The 15,967-nt window shown below is 50.6% G+C and carries 11 protein-coding genes and 4 pseudogenes; 13 read left to right on the top strand and 2 right to left on the bottom strand.

What is annotated here, in order from left to right; all coding sequences use genetic code 11:
• Nucleotides 1–33: 33 nt before the first annotated feature.
• From IB254_RS29760 to IB254_RS29860, 8 genes and pseudogenes are all read left to right on the top strand, one after another.
• Nucleotides 34–1,128: a WD40/YVTN/BNR-like repeat-containing protein gene (locus tag IB254_RS29760; protein WP_192417995.1), complete on the top strand. Its 1,095-nt coding sequence runs from the start codon at nucleotides 34–36 to the stop codon at nucleotides 1,126–1,128.
• Nucleotides 1,125–3,599, top strand: a complete 2,475-nt coding sequence (locus IB254_RS15780; RefSeq protein WP_192417994.1) for an efflux RND transporter permease subunit — start codon at nucleotides 1,125–1,127, stop codon at nucleotides 3,597–3,599. Before IB254_RS29760 ends, IB254_RS15780 begins: the two co-directional genes overlap by 4 nt.
• A 416-nt stretch (nucleotides 3,600–4,015) precedes the next feature.
• On the top strand, nucleotides 4,016–5,083 hold the full coding sequence (locus IB254_RS15775) for an aromatic ring-hydroxylating dioxygenase subunit alpha (protein WP_192417993.1): 1,068 nt from the start codon (nucleotides 4,016–4,018) through the stop codon (nucleotides 5,081–5,083).
• Nucleotides 5,080–6,027, top strand: a complete 948-nt coding sequence (locus IB254_RS15770; protein ID WP_192417992.1) for a PDR/VanB family oxidoreductase — start codon at nucleotides 5,080–5,082, stop codon at nucleotides 6,025–6,027. The genes IB254_RS15775 and IB254_RS15770 overlap by 4 nt, the downstream gene beginning before the upstream one ends.
• A 176-nt stretch (nucleotides 6,028–6,203) precedes the next feature.
• Nucleotides 6,204–7,199 (top strand): annotated as a pseudogene (locus tag IB254_RS15765) (PAS domain-containing protein); the annotation flags it as partial.
• Between the two features lie 12 nt (nucleotides 7,200–7,211).
• Nucleotides 7,212–7,484: pseudogene (locus tag IB254_RS29870) on the top strand (methyl-accepting chemotaxis protein); the annotation flags it as partial.
• Nucleotides 7,485–8,245: 761 nt separating this feature from the next.
• A pseudogene (locus tag IB254_RS29865) lies at nucleotides 8,246–8,413 on the top strand (NAD-dependent succinate-semialdehyde dehydrogenase); the annotation flags it as partial.
• 92 nt (nucleotides 8,414–8,505) lie between these two features.
• The gene (locus tag IB254_RS29860; RefSeq protein ID WP_192417990.1) at nucleotides 8,506–8,829 is read left to right on the top strand and encodes an aldehyde dehydrogenase family protein; all 324 of its coding nucleotides are present in this window, start codon (nucleotides 8,506–8,508) and stop codon (nucleotides 8,827–8,829) included.
• Nucleotides 8,830–8,931: 102 nt separating this feature from the next.
• Here the strand turns inward: IB254_RS29860 and IB254_RS15750 are convergent, their stop codons facing one another.
• Nucleotides 8,932–9,198: a helix-turn-helix domain-containing protein gene (locus tag IB254_RS15750; RefSeq protein WP_192417989.1), complete on the bottom strand. Its 267-nt coding sequence runs from the start codon at nucleotides 9,196–9,198 to the stop codon at nucleotides 8,932–8,934.
• 84 nt (nucleotides 9,199–9,282) lie between these two features.
• Here IB254_RS15750 and IB254_RS15745 point away from each other — a divergent pair, with 84 nt between their 5' ends.
• The 5 genes from IB254_RS15745 to IB254_RS15725 all read left to right on the top strand — a co-directional run bounded on the left by IB254_RS15745 (nucleotide 9,283) and on the right by IB254_RS15725 (nucleotide 15,528).
• Entirely contained in the window at nucleotides 9,283–9,726 is a 444-nt protein-coding gene (locus IB254_RS15745) for a hypothetical protein (RefSeq protein WP_192417988.1), read from the top strand.
• 690 nt (nucleotides 9,727–10,416) lie between these two features.
• Nucleotides 10,417–11,562: a tyrosine-type recombinase/integrase gene (locus tag IB254_RS15740; RefSeq protein WP_192417987.1), complete on the top strand. Its 1,146-nt coding sequence runs from the start codon at nucleotides 10,417–10,419 to the stop codon at nucleotides 11,560–11,562.
• Entirely contained in the window at nucleotides 11,562–13,235 is a 1,674-nt protein-coding gene (locus IB254_RS15735) for a hypothetical protein (protein ID WP_192417986.1), read from the top strand. The genes IB254_RS15740 and IB254_RS15735 overlap by 1 nt, the downstream gene beginning before the upstream one ends.
• On the top strand, nucleotides 13,232–15,127 hold the full coding sequence (locus IB254_RS15730) for an integrase (RefSeq protein WP_192417985.1): 1,896 nt from the start codon (nucleotides 13,232–13,234) through the stop codon (nucleotides 15,125–15,127). The genes IB254_RS15735 and IB254_RS15730 overlap by 4 nt, the downstream gene beginning before the upstream one ends.
• Nucleotides 15,124–15,528, top strand: a complete 405-nt coding sequence (locus tag IB254_RS15725; protein ID WP_192417984.1) for a TetR family transcriptional regulator — start codon at nucleotides 15,124–15,126, stop codon at nucleotides 15,526–15,528. The genes IB254_RS15730 and IB254_RS15725 overlap by 4 nt, the downstream gene beginning before the upstream one ends.
• Before the next feature lie 78 nt (nucleotides 15,529–15,606).
• Here IB254_RS15725 and IB254_RS15720 read toward each other — a convergent pair.
• Nucleotides 15,607–15,831: pseudogene (locus tag IB254_RS15720) on the bottom strand (PaaI family thioesterase); the annotation flags it as partial.
• Nucleotides 15,832–15,967: the final 136 nt, after the last annotated feature.

The raw sequence follows: 15,967 nt of genomic DNA, 5'->3' as shown, positions 1-15,967 counted from the left end.
CGCCGGTGGTGCTCATCGCGTTAGGTGCTGATCGTGACCTGCAGACTTTTCAGTATTATTGCGTTTTTTTTATCGTTCGCCGGGACATTTCCGGTTGCCGGACTTGTAGAGGCTGCGTCAATTAGTAATGCCTCCCCAAGTTATTATTTAACGGCGGTTGCAAGCTCTGATGGCAAGAAGCTTATCGGGGTTGGTGAAAGAGGGATTATCACACTATCCGAGGACGGTGGTTCAACCTGGCACATTGCTGAGAATGCAGGGCAGGATACGCTCACTGACGTGGTGTTCACCGACGCTGATAAAGTTTGGGTTGTTGGGCATGCGGGCACCTTATTGAGCAGTGTGGACGCTGGTGGATCGTGGAAGACGGTGCTTCAAGGTTCGAAAGTTTCCGAACTCGCGCTGGCGGAGGCACAGCGGATCAAAGACACAGCTGTCAGCGACGAACAGCACCAACTCGCCGCGAATTTGCAAGCGAATGCTCAGCGAATGATCGAAAGTGGATCAAGTGAACCGTTGTTTTCGCTGCTATTTACAGATGAGTTACACGGGTACGCCGTAGGGGCTTATGGGGTGGTATTGCGTACCGATGACGGAGGGCATACCTGGAAGGCCTGGTTGGGGCACGTGGACAACCCTCAAAAATTGCACATCTATGCCATTGCGCAGGCGCAGGGCGGGATCTACCTGGTAGGGGAACAAGGATTTATCGCTCGTTCGACCAACGATGGCGATCATTTTTCCCGCCTGGAAACCGATTTTTCAGGGAGCTTTTTTACTATCGCCGCCGCTGCTGACAAGAGTCTCTACGTTGCCGGACTTGAAGGCGTGGTCATCCGATCGACCGACAACGGCAGTACTTGGGCCGCCGTGGAAGTGGCTACGAAGCAAAGTTGGGTCGCTAGCGAAGCGATGCCAGATGGGTCGGTTATTTTAGCGAACGCTAACGGCGGTTTTTTCCGGTCCGTTACGGGGCATAAATTCTCAACGCTATCGGTTTCACAGGATGACGGACTGTGTGGCTTCAAAACCCTGTCGAACGGAACCGTTATTACTGCGGGCCCTCGTGGCATCTCGACCAAGTCTCTCAACTTATCTGGCAGTGCTAGTACGGAAGTAAACCAATGAAACAACATAATGCAGCTGCCGGAGAGATCGAGAATGACCCGGTCACCCTCGAGCAATTTGATCCGAAATCAGGATCTTTCGTAGAACGGGCCATTTTCAACAACCGTGCAGTGGTCATACTGATTTGCGTATTGCTGACAGTGATATTGGGTTTCCAGTTTAAAAACCTTGGGCTTAATGCCAGCTTCGAGAAAATGATTCCCAGCGGCCACCCTTATATTGTCAACTATCTGCAAAATAAGGCTGAGCTCGCCGGGCAAGGAAATTCACTGCGCATTTCCGTGGAGAATCCTTCCGGTTCGGTGTATGACGCGAAATATCTGGAAGTGTTGAAACAGATCAGTGATGAAGTGTTTCTGATTCCCGGGGTTGACCGTCCATTCATGAAATCGCTCTGGACGCCCTCTACACGCTGGATGGCCATCACGGAAGAAGGCTTGGACGGCGGACCGGTCATGCCTGACGACTATGATGGGTCCAACGCTTCCCTGAACAAGCTGCATACGAACGTCAATAACTCGGGTGAGATCGGACGCCTGGTCGGACTGGACGGAAAATCCAGCATTATCTATGTTCCGTTGTTGGCGGTGGATACTCAAACTGGACAAGCAATCGATTACCGTCATCTATCCAGTCGCCTTGAACAGATACGTGGTAAATATCAAACCGATAATATAAAGATTCGCATTATCGGCTTTGCGAAAGTCGTCGGCGATCTGATCGACGGGCTCCAGAAGATTTTACTCTTCTTTATCCTGGCAATCGTTATCACAGGGGGCGTGCTATTCCTCTATACGCGTTGCGTACGCAGCACGCTGTTGGTCCTGGGTTGCTCAATGGTCGCAATCATTTGGCAACTTGGAATTCTTCCGCTGATTGGGCTACAACTGGATCCGTATTCAGTGCTGGTGCCCTTTTTGGTCTTCGCGATTGGTATCAGTCACGGTGCCCAGAAAATGAATGGCATCATGCAGGACATCGGCCGTGGCACTCATCGGCTGGTTGCTGCACGGTTTACCTTTCGTAGATTGTTTCTGACCGGACTCACTGCATTGCTGTGTGATGCCGTAGGTTTCGGTGTGCTTACCATCATTCAGATTCAGATCATCCGTGAACTTGCAATGGTTGCGAGTATCGGTGTCGCTACGCTGATTTTCACAAATCTAATTTTGCTTCCGGTGTTGTTGTCTTACATCGGGGTCAGTTCATCCTCGGCTTTGCGCAGCTGTCAGCAAGACGAAGGTACTGCGGCTTCACGAAATCCACTTTGGGTATTTCTTGATCGATTTACAGAACGTCGCTGGGCCAGTGCGACGCTGATTTGTTCGGTTATTTTGGCGGGTGCCGGTTATTGGGTTAGCCTGGATGTAAAGATCGGAGATCTTGATCGCGGCGCGCCGGAATTGCGACCCGATTCCCGTTACAATTTGGATAATGACTTTATTACCAAGCACTATGCTGCTACAAGCGATGTCATGGTGATTATGGTCAAAACGCCGAATAACCAATGCACTCGTTATGAGACACTCAAAAAAGTCGATGAGCTCGAATGGCGCCTGAATAAAATACCTGGTGTTGAGTCGACGAGCTCCCTTGCAAGCTTAAGCCGTACTGCGCTCGTTGGAATGAACGAAGGCAATCCGAAATGGTACGAACTAAGTCATAACCAGGGTATGTTGAACGCAATCGCTACCAACATGCCCAGAGATGTTTTCAACCAGGATTGCAATCTTTTATCGATCTTTGTTTACCTAAGTGATCATAAAGCTAGCACTCTTAAGGCGGTAACGCGGGTTGTTGAGGCATTTGCGGACTCTGCCAACGATTCGCAAACTACAACGCTGCTCGCGGCTGGAAGTGCCGGCTTTGAGGCTGCTACCAATCAGGTTGTGGAGCGCGCCAATCATGAAATGCTGTTGTGGGTTTATGCTGCTGTTACGATCCTCTGCCTCATCACATTCAGGTCTTGGAGAGCTACTCTTTGTGCAATCCTGCCGTTAATGCTCACATCGGTTTTATGTGAAGCGCTAATGGTTGCGCTAGGTATGGGCATCAAAGTCGCAACCCTTCCGGTAATTGCCTTGGGTGTTGGGATCGGGATCGACTATGCGCTATATGTGATGAGCGTGATGATTGCCCATCGACGTGAAGGATATACTCTGTCGCAGTCCTATTTTCAGGCTCTGTTATTCACCGGTAAGGTGGTGATGCTGACTGGGGTTACCTTGGCATGTGCAGTATTTCTTTGGGTATTTTCGCCGATCAAATTTCAGGCAGACATGGGTGTCCTGCTCGCCTTTATGTTTTTATGGAATATGCTCGGTGCGTTGATACTGTTACCGGCCCTGGCCCATTTTTTGCTCCCGGATACTCAACGACAATCAGAGCCCGTGTCGGGCCCTTATGATAGGGAGGTCGACGAGGTCAGATCACACAGTCAGGAAAATTCGATAATGCGTGAGTACACATAAGGATCTCACGCCGGATTGCACTGGGGGGGAGGAGCGGGAAGTCGTCCTCCTTTCGGCTTTTTTCCAAATATGCTGGCATTGGCGAGCTTTCAGGTATTCACCTTGTCAATGTGAAGTATTCATACAAGCTGTTTGATCAATACAATAATCGCTTGTATTTTCCAGTTTGATAAGGTTGTTACGTGTTCACCTGTTGTCGCGAAGCAAAGCTAGAAAAAACAATAATAGGCGGTGTTTTATGCAACTCATTACTTGTCGTTTGGCCACTCCCATCATCGTGTATTGTCATCCCAAAATTAAGGCATTGATCTATATCTGAGTGTGTTTGGCGAAGTGACGTCTTTGCAGGCGTTATTATCCATAACATTAAAGCAGCAAGCTTATTGTCAACTTATATAAAATTTGGGAGCCGCCACATGACTTTTCTGCTTAACGCCTGGTATCCAGCAGCCTGGGATTACGAAATTGAGAAAGAGAAGCTCTTTCCGCGTAAACTTTTGAATCAAAATATCTTGTTTTTTCGCAACTTAGAAGGTATCGCCCAAGGTGTCAGTGATCGTTGTCCGCATCGTTTTGCGCCATTACATATGGGGCATCTCGTTGGAGATTCCGTGCGGTGTGCTTACCACGGTCTTGAATTTAATGGTAAGGGCGAGTGTGTACACAATCCACATGGCGATGGAAAGATACCGAAAGCAGCCAAAATAAAAGGTTATAAGCTTGTTGAACGTTACGGTATTGTCTGGATATGGATGGGGGCAGAAGAACGGGCTAACCCAGACGATATTCCTATTTTCGAAGAGTTGAATACCGACGATTATTATATTGGCCGCGATTACCTGCACGCCAGAGCGAACTATGTTCTGGAAACCGATAACATCATGGACTTGAGTCACATCGAATATTTACACCCCAGCACCCTGGGCAGTGACTCGGTGAAGCGTGCAACCACAACGGTTGAGCAGGACGGTAATACTGTATGGTCCAAACGGTTTATAGAAGGAGAAATCATGCCGGATTTTCTCTATGACGTTTTTGATTTTCCCGCTGGTACAGTTATGGATCGGTGGCTGGAAGTGCGTTGGGATGCACCTGCGACACTGTTGTTGAATACCGGCGCGACGCCTACGGGTAAAAGCCGTGAAGAGGGAAGTCCCGTTCCAACCGTTCACCTCTTTACCCCGGAGACAGAGACGACAACGCACTACTGGTTCTCGATTTGCTTCCCGAAATACTTGGAGGATGTGGGAGAGCGGAAGGCGAAAATGTATATCCAGGGTCTTCGTGTTCCTTTCGAAACTGAAGATCTGCCGATGCTTGAAGCACAACAAAAAAGCATGGGGGATGAGGAGTTCTGGGATCTGAAGCCAATCCTGCTCATCGGGGATGCTGGCGCAATTCGCGCACGCCGAATACTCGACCAAATGATTGCAGATGAACAGAACCTGGATAGCAAGGTAAGCGTCTCGGGGGCGCAGGGATGATCAATGTTCGCGTTGTATCTCGCAGAAGTGAAGCTGTTGATATCGATAGCTTCGAGCTTGTCAGCGTCGATGGCAAAGAACTCCCGCCCTTCAGCGCAGGATCGCATATTGACGTGCACACCAAAGCAGGGTTGACGCGTCAATATTCACTATGTAACGCACCCGATGAAAGGCATCAATATCGAATTGGCGTGCTAAAGGATCCGTCCTCTCGTGGTGGTTCGCAGTCCATGCACGAGCTTGACGTAGGTGACACACTATTTATCAGCTCTCCAAGAAACCTGTTTCCGCTTGCCCATGAGTCACGATACACCATGCTTTTTGCAGGCGGTATAGGCATTACGCCGATCCTGTGTATGGCGCAAAGGCTGGCGAAAACCAGTGCCGCTTTCGAACTGCATTACTGTGCGCGCGCCTCTGATCGAGCGGCGTTTGTTGATGAACTGCGTCAATCCAGCTTTTCTGATCGAGTATTTTTTCACTTCGATGACGGTGAACAAGAGCAAAAGCTAAACGCTGATAAAGTGTTGGCCGTACCTCCTCCTGGAACTGATCTCTATGTCTGTGGACCTACAGGTTTCATGGATTTCATCCTTGGAACTGCTGAAGGAAAAGGTTGGCCTGCAGGCAGTTTACATAAAGAGTATTTTTCCGCGCCTCAAGTGATTGGCGACACTGATGCATTCGAGGTGATGCTCGCTAGCACGGGGGAAACGTATGTTATTGCCGCGGACAAAAGCGTCGTAGAAGTTCTGGCTGAAAATGGGGTTGAGATACCTGTTTCTTGCGAGCAGGGGGTTTGTGGCACTTGTGTCACTAAAGTGCTTGAGGGCACGCCTGATCATAGAGACATGTTTATGACTCAAGAGGAACACTTACGAAACGACCAGTTTACTCCATGCTGTTCTCGTGCCAAGAGTGCGAGACTTGTTCTGGATATATAGAATAACCTCTCACGTGTTTGTAATTTCAAGAGTTCAATAGAATATTTGATACGGCGATATAGCGTGCTTGAGGCATCTACGTGTGTCTTGGGTCAGCGCTTCGCCTCCGGAAAGCGCAAATGTTGCTACACATCTAACCGATGTTTGAAAAGACGGAATTAACGGGGGCGTAGTATATGTTTGGTTGGAGTAAGGTTGCGTTAATTAATAAAATATTGGAGCAGCTGGTAAGTATTCTGGAAAGACAAGTGTTGGATGAGGATTTGCTCGCTAAATTTGAGCATCCACTCGCAAGCCGTGCCTCCAGAGCGTTGCTGAATTTGCATCGTCGCGAGCAAAGTTATATTGAGCAGTTAGATCTTCAAACTGCACGCTGCAATGATCTTACGCATATGGTTGCTACTGTCCAACAACAGGGTTCGCGTGATAGCTCGCGACTCGTGCATTTCAATAGCCTCAGCCAGGAAGGGTTGTGGGAGATCGAGACTGAAAAGCGCGAGTTGACCGACGACAACAACACCTTTTGGTGTTCCACTCGTTTCGGAGAGTTGCTTGGTCTGGATCAACAAGCAATCGCAAGTGACTGGTTCGCCCGAATTGAAGCTGATAGTCGTCCGGATTTCTTAGGCTGGCTGTCCATGTTGTTGCGCCAACAAGGTAGCGGCCAGCGCGACATACGAATGACCAAGGCTGATGGTGGTGACGCTTGGTTCAGTTGTGTAGCCAGTGTTGTGAAGTCTGGTAGCAAATCTCGTTTGTTTGGACTGTTGCGTGACATCCGGGTCGAACGCAAGCGAGAGGAGGAGTTGTCGAAAGTATTGACGCGCTTCGAGCTGTCCCGCGAACTGCTCAGTGATGGTATATGGGACATGGAGATCGTTGGGGGGGATCCATTCAATCCGAACAACAAAGTGTGGTGGTCGCAGCAGTTTCGTACGCTTCTCGGTTTCGAAGGCGAGGAAGACTTTCCTTCCCGCCAGGAGAGCATGACCAGTCTGATGCATCCGGAGGAAATCGCCAGTAACGTCGATTTGCTTTTGGCGCACCTCAATGATCGAACGGGTAAAATCCGGCTGGATGCCACCTATCGTCTACGTATGAAAACGGGTCAGTACCGTTGGTTCCGGGCTCGGGGGGAGACCCGTAGGACTCCTGATGGCAGCCCCCTGAGAATTGTCGGGTCGTTGGAAGATGTCCATATCCAACATGAGCAGCAGCATCTGCGCGCGGCTCAAGAAGTTCAGCGCCGGGAGCTGGAGGACAAACTGACAGAGCTGACGGGCGTTGTATCTACAATCCGAAGCATCGCCAATCAAACCAATCTGCTGGCACTCAACGCTGCAATTGAAGCTGCCCGCGCCGGAGAGGCTGGACGTGGATTTGCGGTCGTCGCCGACGAAGTACGTAAACTTGCCACGCTCAGCAGTATCGCCACCCAGAAAGCTGTAACGCTGGTAAGTGGGCGTAGTGACTGAAGTGTTTCGCATTTCTTGGTGCTCTTCTTTATCAGAACACCTCTGATCAACCACAACTTCTCCAGCCTGAAGAAACAGAAATTTGACCGAGCGTGCAATTCATATTTTCTGTCGCCCAGGCTATTACTCCACTTATTAGCAAATTCCTTCGTGCAAAAAAAAGCCGCCTGAAAACAGGCGGCAAAACCAAAGGATGATGAAGTGGAGCTCACCACAACGAATGTTCGCATGGGACATTTGCTGGAGTCTGCACTCTTCATCGCGGTTGATAATAATCGAAATTACTAATAAATATGCATCATTGTTGACAATTTCAATTATCAATTTAATGTCGTTGAATAAATTTGCCTAGCTTGATATATATGAGAATTAGCTCAGATAAAGTATATCATTTAAATAAATATATTTATTGTAGTGATGTGTTGTGCGGAAGCTTCTATCGGAGGCTGCAGCTTCGCTACTTGCCCTTCTGTCTGCGCATCGAAAAACATGAGAGCTGCCCATATTTTATGAATGAGGAGCGATTGCATAAAAAGAGCGTATTTCTTGGCGTAACGCAGTAAGTGTGTATACAAGATTAACTTTTTGACGTTTTCGAATAGGTTCGCGGCCCTAAGCTTCTGTCCATAGACATAACGCTAGACGACCGCCATAACCGACAAGATCTATTGGAGCTCCGCACGTTACCATTGCGGTCCTGTCTGGGCCGATCGCGTTGTTGACGCCGCCATGCGGCACTTTCCGGTTGGGGGCAACTGCTGCCTCTTCAGTGTGGATTGATTTTGCGTAAATGGCCTGTGCTCATGCATGAGCATGCTCAAAACATGGCTGTCATCATGATGGCGGAGCAGGGCAAGCCACTGGCGGAGTCATTGAGTGTGATTTCGTCCGGCTTGGCATTTCTTAAATGATCCGCGTCTGACGTCGGGCGCAGCTACGGCGTAACCATTTCTGGCAGTCTATCCGGCACTCAGTTGCTGAGGAAATTGCAGTCTATAGGGTGATGGTTGCGATCACGCCATGGAACTTCCCAAGCGCGATGAATACCCGCAAGGCAGACGCGGTACTGGCAGCCGGTTGCACAATGATCGTCAAGCCTGCGCCAGACTCCCGCTCTCCGCACTGGTGCTTGCCAAACAGTCCGAATAAGCAGGCATCCCGGCAGGTAGTCCAGGTACGGGACGCCATTTTTGCAAACGGCGCTAAATGTATGGGTGTTACCAATCGCGTGACCGAGAAGATTGCCAAACTGGATGTACGCTTCGGAGTGCAACTGTCTCGGACAGACATAGGAATCACGGCCGTGCGTGGCGTTTTGATAATTTGAGTGGTTTGCTCTACAAACCTTTCCTGAATTGAAACTGGATTGGATAACCTGGTGATGTATGGTGAGACTTGGTGATGAAGACGACAGGGCGTTTACACTCGTTCATTCGAGTTCATGAAGCTCGCGAGTTACGCGTTCTAATAAATTAGAAAGGTCACCGTCGTCAATAAGATAGCTGCGCGCGAAAAGCGTGACCGGGTGGATTCCTAAAACGGTCGCTAACTCATCAACTTTCTCTATAGATGGGCTCTTACGGCCATTTTCGACCTCGCTGACGTAAGCCTGACTCGGGGCAAGGGCTTCCTGTGCCAAACCCTTTGTGAGACGCGTCTGGCGCAGGGCTTTTCCAAATGCTTCCTTCAGTTCCATTTGCCCGACTCGCAAAAGGAATGATGAAGCCCGTCACGCTAGAAATTAACTATACTCAATAGCGATATTTATGGAGGGCGATCGATGTTTCGAACCTTTGAGTGGGCGGAAGTACCGTTAGTCCCTTTGCTGGGAGAGACCTTTCGCACCTGGATGTGCGTCGAGTACGACGCGAATCTCCGCTGGTTCAATGTGTTAATTGAGGAACGAACTGGAAGGCGACGTTTCCCAATCATGCTCATGGTCGTCGGTGAACGTGCGTTGTGTGCGTTACTCGCGCAGCAAACTAAAGCGATGGTGGTTCGGAGCGTCCAATTCGTGAGCCCTGGAGAGATTAATCGGTCTGGTCGCCAACGGATGGAACCATTGTGTAAGATTGAATTGCTATCCCAGCACGGCCTCGAAGGATTTTTGTACGAGGTTGAAAATGGCACGACTTACTTCGTCGGTGATGCCAGCTTGCAACCGTTCAATGGGACATTTCGCGAAGTTATTTTTGATAAGTCAATGTGCTTAGGCAGTCTTTGAAGATTAATGATTCCCCAAACATCTTCGTAACAGCCAAGTGTGCATATGCCATGTGTCATCTTACCTATACACGGCATCTTGATGTTTTGAAGGGAACGTATGATGAGCAACCTAAAAATAATCAAAAGGGCAGGTTGGCAAGCATAGATCGGAGGCTACCGTCGTATCGATGAGGTAGCACGCATTTCGAACAGTCCGAGTGGCCAAACATATCAAAACATTACTGCTTTCATTTTGCGGTACGTGCTAAGGCCGAAAATGAATAAGCCTGTAGGGATGACTTCCGGGTGGCGGCTGCACCCAAGCTAGAGATAGACCAGCGCTGCGAGCAGTCTTTTGTTTGTTTGTTTGTTTGTTTGTTTGTTTGTTTTGCGTAACATTCAATCGCACATTTTCGACAGTCAGTTCGAGTGCATGTATGCAATTCATCGGATCTGCCTTGTTTGCGCATCCAACTTTCATGTACCGTTTCGATAAAGCTAACCTCGATTGCTTGCAGCCGCCCCACATCGGCTGCTGAATACATGGCTGCCGCAAATCGCGTGTGTCAACCTGAAATTGCTGGGCTAAGTCCCGGAGCAGACCGCTAACCAAACTCAACCATGTTGGCAATGGCGGCACTCTGGGAATATCCATTTCCCGGTTCATCTTGGCCCGTTCCAATAGTTGCTTCAGAGTTGGAGAAGTCCAATGGAGTTGGTGTGGGCTACCGAAGACTTGCTAATGGCCGGGCGTCCCTATCCCGGCTTTCCGATCTTGCTATGGGACACGATGGAGAGTTGCGTCCCAGTCAATGACTTTATACGTCACTACCTGTTGCACGGAAAAATTGAATCCAGGAAATCGTGGGCAAGCACGGGGCGCGCAATGTATGACTTTTTCAGTTTTCTCCAGGCGCACGACCTTGACTGGCGCGATGTAGACCGTGGCGAGGCCAAGACTCTCGTGGCGGGCTACAGAGGTTATTGCCAGGAGGAATGCGCGTTGGCGCCATCGACGACGCGGCAACGGTTGAGTTATGTCTGCAGTTTTTATGATTATGCACTGTTGCAGGGGTGGGTGTCCCGGCTGCCATTCGAGTATGAGGAGCGAGTAGGCCAGCGTGCGCCAGGGTTTCTGGCTCACATTGCTGCCCGCGGTGGCGGGATTGAGACTAAAGACGTCATGCCGCGCGCGCACCGGACTTTACCGAAGTTCCTCAGCATGGATCAGATCAGGGTGTTATTGGCCTCGGCAAAAAACCCGCATCACCGGATGATGATCCGATTCGGGCTGCACACCGGCTTGCGCCGAGAGGAAATTGCGACGTTTCCGCTTGCCTACGTCATCGACTCGGAAAAGGCTAGTCGAAGGGAGGGCAACATTGAAATACATCTCAATCCCTATGATGGCAGTGGCATGCGCACGAAGGGCAGTAAGCGACGCACCATCCACGTCAGTCCACGCTTTTTTTCGGAGTTGTCCCGCTATGTGGAGCAGGTTCGCGGTGAGCGAGCCTGGTTAACAGACAACAGGCACAAGCCGCTGTTTCTGAACCAGTTCGGTGAGCCTTTTGCGGATAGCGGCAAAGGTATCGAACGCATCGTTAGAAAAATCGGCAAGCGCGCGGCAATCAAAGTTCATCCGCACATGCTACGCCACACATACGCTACACACACTCTCTCGACTCTTCAACGGAGTGGCGCAAGCATTAAGGCGTTGGTGTTTATACAGCGGCAGTTGGGTCATAGCTCGATCCAGACGACCATGGTGTACCTGCACTTGATTAACGAGTTGGCCGACGACGCAGTACTGGCCTACGAGGATGAATTGAACGATGAGTTGGAAGCCGCCTGATGGGCAAGCGCAAGCTCTTCCACAAAACAGACCTTTCTATCCCACAAGTCGAATATCGCCATGACGCAGCAGGGTGTGTCGTTATTCTCCCGGAGGCAATCCCCCCAGCTAACACGCTCGTTGCTTTTAGCCGCAATGCCTCAAGTGTTCGCAGTTTCGACTTCGCGCGATGGTACGGTTTGGACATTGATCCAATCACCTACGCCTGTCAGCGTCAGATCGAGCGTTATCTGGCCGGCCAAGACGGTCAGCTTGCTCAGAGTACCATCGTGGGCTACTGCAATGGAGGCATACAGCGTTTGCTCGATTACCTTGTGCTTTGCGCGACGGCGCTTGGGCGTGAGCTGACGTTGAATGACATTGATCGGGCACTGATCGACGGATTTCTTGGATTTCTTGCTGCACAGGATATTACTACTGTCAGTCAGAAGGCGTATTACACCGAGGTGAAGTCGGTACTGACTGCGTTGGGCCGACGCGGGCTGATTATTTTAGTGAGAACGGGAGATGACGCAACTTTTCCCACCAACCCATTTCCGAACAGCAATCGTAAGAGCAAGGGGGAAACGTCGTTACCGCGGTTGCAAAGACAGGCCCTTTCCAAAGCCCTCAAACAGGATGTCCAGCCGATCTGGCGGGAAGACGCGCAGTTAACTGCCGACCTGTTAGCCTGCGCAATGCTGATAGTCGCACTGTACACCGGTCGCAATACCACACCGCTGTTGGAACTCGGGCGCAATTGTTTAGTTTCTCATCCCAAGGACAGTACTTCGTTCTTGGTTTTGTGGAAACGCCGAGGGCACACCTCCAGCAAGGTGGCCTTACGGAAGGGCAGCGTGCGTGGGGTGGAATCCACGCCGACTGTCAGGGGTAATGTCGAGCGAATAATGAAGCGCGTACTGGAGCTTAGCGAACCCTTGCGCGCCATTGCGCCGGAGGATCTAAAAGAGCGTGTGTGGTTATATATCTCGCGCGCTAGCCGAACTACTGGCGATGTTACGGTGCTCACGGATGGGAGTCTAAGGAATGCGATCAAAAAGCTGGTCAAAAAATACAATCTCATGGATAGCGTTGGTATGCCGTTGCGCGTCAACGTCTCGCGTTTGCGAAAAACATTTGCTAATCGCATTTATGAGTTGTTGGGCGGGGACCTAGTTAGTACAGCCATTGCCCTGGGTAATACGCCACAGGTGGCTGGTCGGAACTATCTAGCTCCCGGCGAGACGGCGATGCGTAACTGGCAGTTCATGGGCGAAATCCTGGTTCAGGAGTTGCTAACTCACACTATCGGCGCAACATATCATTCCAGCCCAATGGGGCACTGCGGCGATCCAGAAAATGGCGAGTTTGCCCCGAAGCAGAAAGGGGCTGTGTGCACGTCATTTCTCAACTGCCTACGTTGCAAACATTACGCCGTGACGGGGGAAGACCTATACAAACTATTCAGCTTTTACTACCGCGTATTTGCGGAGCGTACGCACATGAGCAAGGCGCGTTGGGCGCGGGAGTATGCACATATTCCTCGATTAATTGATGACTATATCGTTGCCGAGGGGTTGCGCCGTGGAGTTTTCAAAGCAAGAGACGTCGATGCTGCTCGCACACGTGCGCGGCAAGAGCCGCATCCGTTTTGGTCCTACGATGTCATAGAGACGCTCGAGGTATTTTCATGAACGAGTATATCGCGACAACTGTGTCGCCGGCACGTATCGCAGCGCAACCGGCCGATGTGCGCGATTTGGAGTGTCGCGAGCGTGACGCGCTGATCGTGAAGGCCCTAAAGGTCGATGGCCATTGGCTCATCTTAAGTCGGTATAGTGATGACCTCTGGAACTTGGACGGTTTTACCAGCAATACGCCGGATAGCGAAGAGTGCGTCGATTTTCGTCGGGTGCCTCTTGAGTTGCGTCCAGTAATGAAGGAATTGATGTACCGCTACTTGCGAAGAGGGCTAAAGGGACAGAAGCGACCAAAGGGTAGTACGATCCGCGGCTATTTTAAAGTTACCTTGCCGTTTCTCGAATATTTAACGGCCTTCAAAATCCATAGCTTCAGCGGGATCACTCCAGCTGTCTGCGCTGCATATGTAGAGTTCTGCAAAGCCCTAACGGTGAGCGGGTGTAATACTAAGCCGCTTTCGAATTCATATCTGCTCAAACGCCTTTATGCAATAGAATGGCTTTATGAGTTGAGTCAGTACAGTCATGATCCAATCCGCGAGCACCCTTGGGCTGATAGCTCAGCATTGGCAATCTCAGGGTTGCCGGGCAGAGGTCAAGAGGCATCACGGGGAATCAAGACACCTCTAATTCCAGATGATGTGTTCTGTATTTTGTTTGAGAATGCCTACCGGGCAATTGAGAGTGGAAAGGATTTACTTAATATTCGCGACGCGTTGATAGGCGCCGTCAAAGCGCAAAAAAGTCGCTCCGCATCCACACTTCTACGAGCCAGAACAGAATGTCTTACCTCTTTCGGCTGGGAAGGAGGAGTTGAAGCATTTGAGGTAGCCTTTTTACGTTTACGAACGGCGTGCTATATCGTTCTAGCTAGCATCTCGGGTTGCCGTAATCATGAGTTGGCCTATCTGCAGATAGGTGCACACCACCGTACCGAAGATGATGAGGGGACAATCTTTCATTGGATGAGATCCCGCTCCGATAAAACAGACGCTGGTTTACACGATTGGATGATTCCGGACGTGGGGGTGCGAGTTTTACGTTTGATGGAACGCTGGGCTCAACCGTATCAAACCATGCTTGCCAATGAGATTGCATCTCGCCGCCGGAGCAATCCTCTTGATCCAGAGATCGCCAAGGCACAACAGCATCGCCGAGCTCTATTTATAGGGGTGGATTCGAAGCGGGGCAATCGCGTTCGGACGTTATGCCACCGTCGGTGGAACCATTGGCTCAGCACATTCGCGCGCGAATGTGGTGTTGATTGGAATCTCGCCAGTCATCAGTTTCGCAGAAAATTCGCCAACTATGTTGCTCACAGCAAATTTGGCGATCTCCGTTATCTACGTGAGCACTTTGCACATTGGACAATGGACATGACATTGGGCTATGCAATCGACGAGAGTTGGAGCCTGCGCCTTGATTTCGAACTATTCAATGACATTCAGTCCGAATTGGCAGATATCAAATTTAGTGTGGTTAACACCTGGTTGGGAAATGAGCCGTTAGCGGGGGGATATGGTCGGGCGATTCATCGGTGGAAGCGGGACCCGGACAACCTTGCCATTTTTGAGAATCATAAAACATTGGTGTCCTCTATCGCCGAAAGTACGGCAATCCGCAGCAACGGTCACGCCTGGTGTACCGCAGATAACGATGGCTGCATCGGCAACACCCTGGATCGGAGTCGCTGTACTGACTGCAACAACGCAGTGATTGCTCAGGGGCATATCGGCATCTACAAGCGGCTCTATGAAAACTTAAAAGAGTTGCTGGCATGTAAAGATATTGGTGAGGGTGGCCGCCGGCGTGTTCTGCGCGATCAGGCGCGATACCGGGACTTGCTGGTGCAACTAGGGTACGACCCGGAGACAAAGGACGAATGACCATCAAGCGCAAACCGGCTGATGCACGCGAAAAGGATTTGCAACTTGCGCTAGCCCGTATCCAACGAAATCGATCACGCACAGGTGAAGTTAAAGTCAGCATTGCTGCGGTGGCGCGTGAGGCGGGCGTTTCATCAGCGCTGATCCATAATCATTATCCGAAGATCGCTGAGGCCATTCGCACCGTTCAGGGACGCGCTAGTCGCGCGCTGCGGGATGTGAAGCATCAGGAACTCATTGCGCAGCGTAAGAGGAATCGTGAACTACGCGAGGAAATCGAGGAACTGCGCAGCAAGGTGGCCCGCCTAGCTTCCATTAATGAGATGCTGCTAAACGAAAACTGCCTGCTTAAGTCAAAACAAAGCCATCTCAACATCTTTGACCTAATACCAAAACCATAAAAACCGTTACCAACAATAAGTCGTTGAAAGTCTTACGCAAACGTATAACTAACTGTTAGCAAGGCTCCGGAAGGCATGGAAGATGAACAGCCCGGCCGACCATTCGATAGGGATGAAGTCCATCAGCGTGCCAATCGGCGGCGAGGGCAGTTCACCGTTGCCGATGCCCTCGAAGAACTCGGCCGGCGACAGCGCGCTGACCTCGGCCAGCGACAGGCTGCCGGGCCCGGCCAGACGTGCGCGCATGGCGTCTTCCTGAGCGATCCATTGGGCGAGGGAGGCTTCTCGGTTGGGGCTTTGCATGTTCAGTGTCCTCGGACGGGCGCAGATATTATGGTTGTAATCTGTGCTGATATTATGTCCGAAATAAACACTCCGCCAGCCCCCACTCATCGGCCCTGTAGGAGCGAGCCTGCTCGCGATGGAGGTCAACGGTAAC

Source organism: Pseudomonas sp. PDM03 (assembly GCF_014852385.1).
Lineage (GTDB): Bacteria > Pseudomonadota > Gammaproteobacteria > Pseudomonadales > Pseudomonadaceae > Aquipseudomonas > Aquipseudomonas migulae.
Note: the sequence above shows the minus strand (reverse complement) of the source record. Positions and strands in the feature narration are given on the sequence as shown.

Excerpts from the sequence above, each read along its gene's own strand:
- IB254_RS15750 (WP_192417989.1), bottom strand. The coding sequence starts at position 9,198 with ATGGAACTGAAGGAAGCATTTGGAAAAGCCCTGCGCCAGACGCGTCTC.
- IB254_RS29860 (WP_192417990.1), top strand. The coding sequence starts at position 8,506 with ATGGTTGCGATCACGCCATGGAACTTCCCAAGCGCGATGAATACCCGC.
- IB254_RS15770 (WP_192417992.1), top strand. The coding sequence starts at position 5,080 with ATGATCAATGTTCGCGTTGTATCTCGCAGAAGTGAAGCTGTTGATATC.
- IB254_RS15725 (WP_192417984.1), top strand. The coding sequence starts at position 15,124 with ATGACCATCAAGCGCAAACCGGCTGATGCACGCGAAAAGGATTTGCAA.
- IB254_RS15740 (WP_192417987.1), top strand. The coding sequence starts at position 10,417 with ATGGAGTTGGTGTGGGCTACCGAAGACTTGCTAATGGCCGGGCGTCCC.
- IB254_RS15745 (WP_192417988.1), top strand. The coding sequence starts at position 9,283 with ATGTTTCGAACCTTTGAGTGGGCGGAAGTACCGTTAGTCCCTTTGCTG.
- IB254_RS15775 (WP_192417993.1), top strand. The coding sequence starts at position 4,016 with ATGACTTTTCTGCTTAACGCCTGGTATCCAGCAGCCTGGGATTACGAA.
- IB254_RS15730 (WP_192417985.1), top strand. The coding sequence starts at position 13,232 with ATGAACGAGTATATCGCGACAACTGTGTCGCCGGCACGTATCGCAGCG.
- IB254_RS15780 (WP_192417994.1), top strand. The coding sequence starts at position 1,125 with ATGAAACAACATAATGCAGCTGCCGGAGAGATCGAGAATGACCCGGTC.
- IB254_RS15735 (WP_192417986.1), top strand. The coding sequence starts at position 11,562 with ATGGGCAAGCGCAAGCTCTTCCACAAAACAGACCTTTCTATCCCACAA.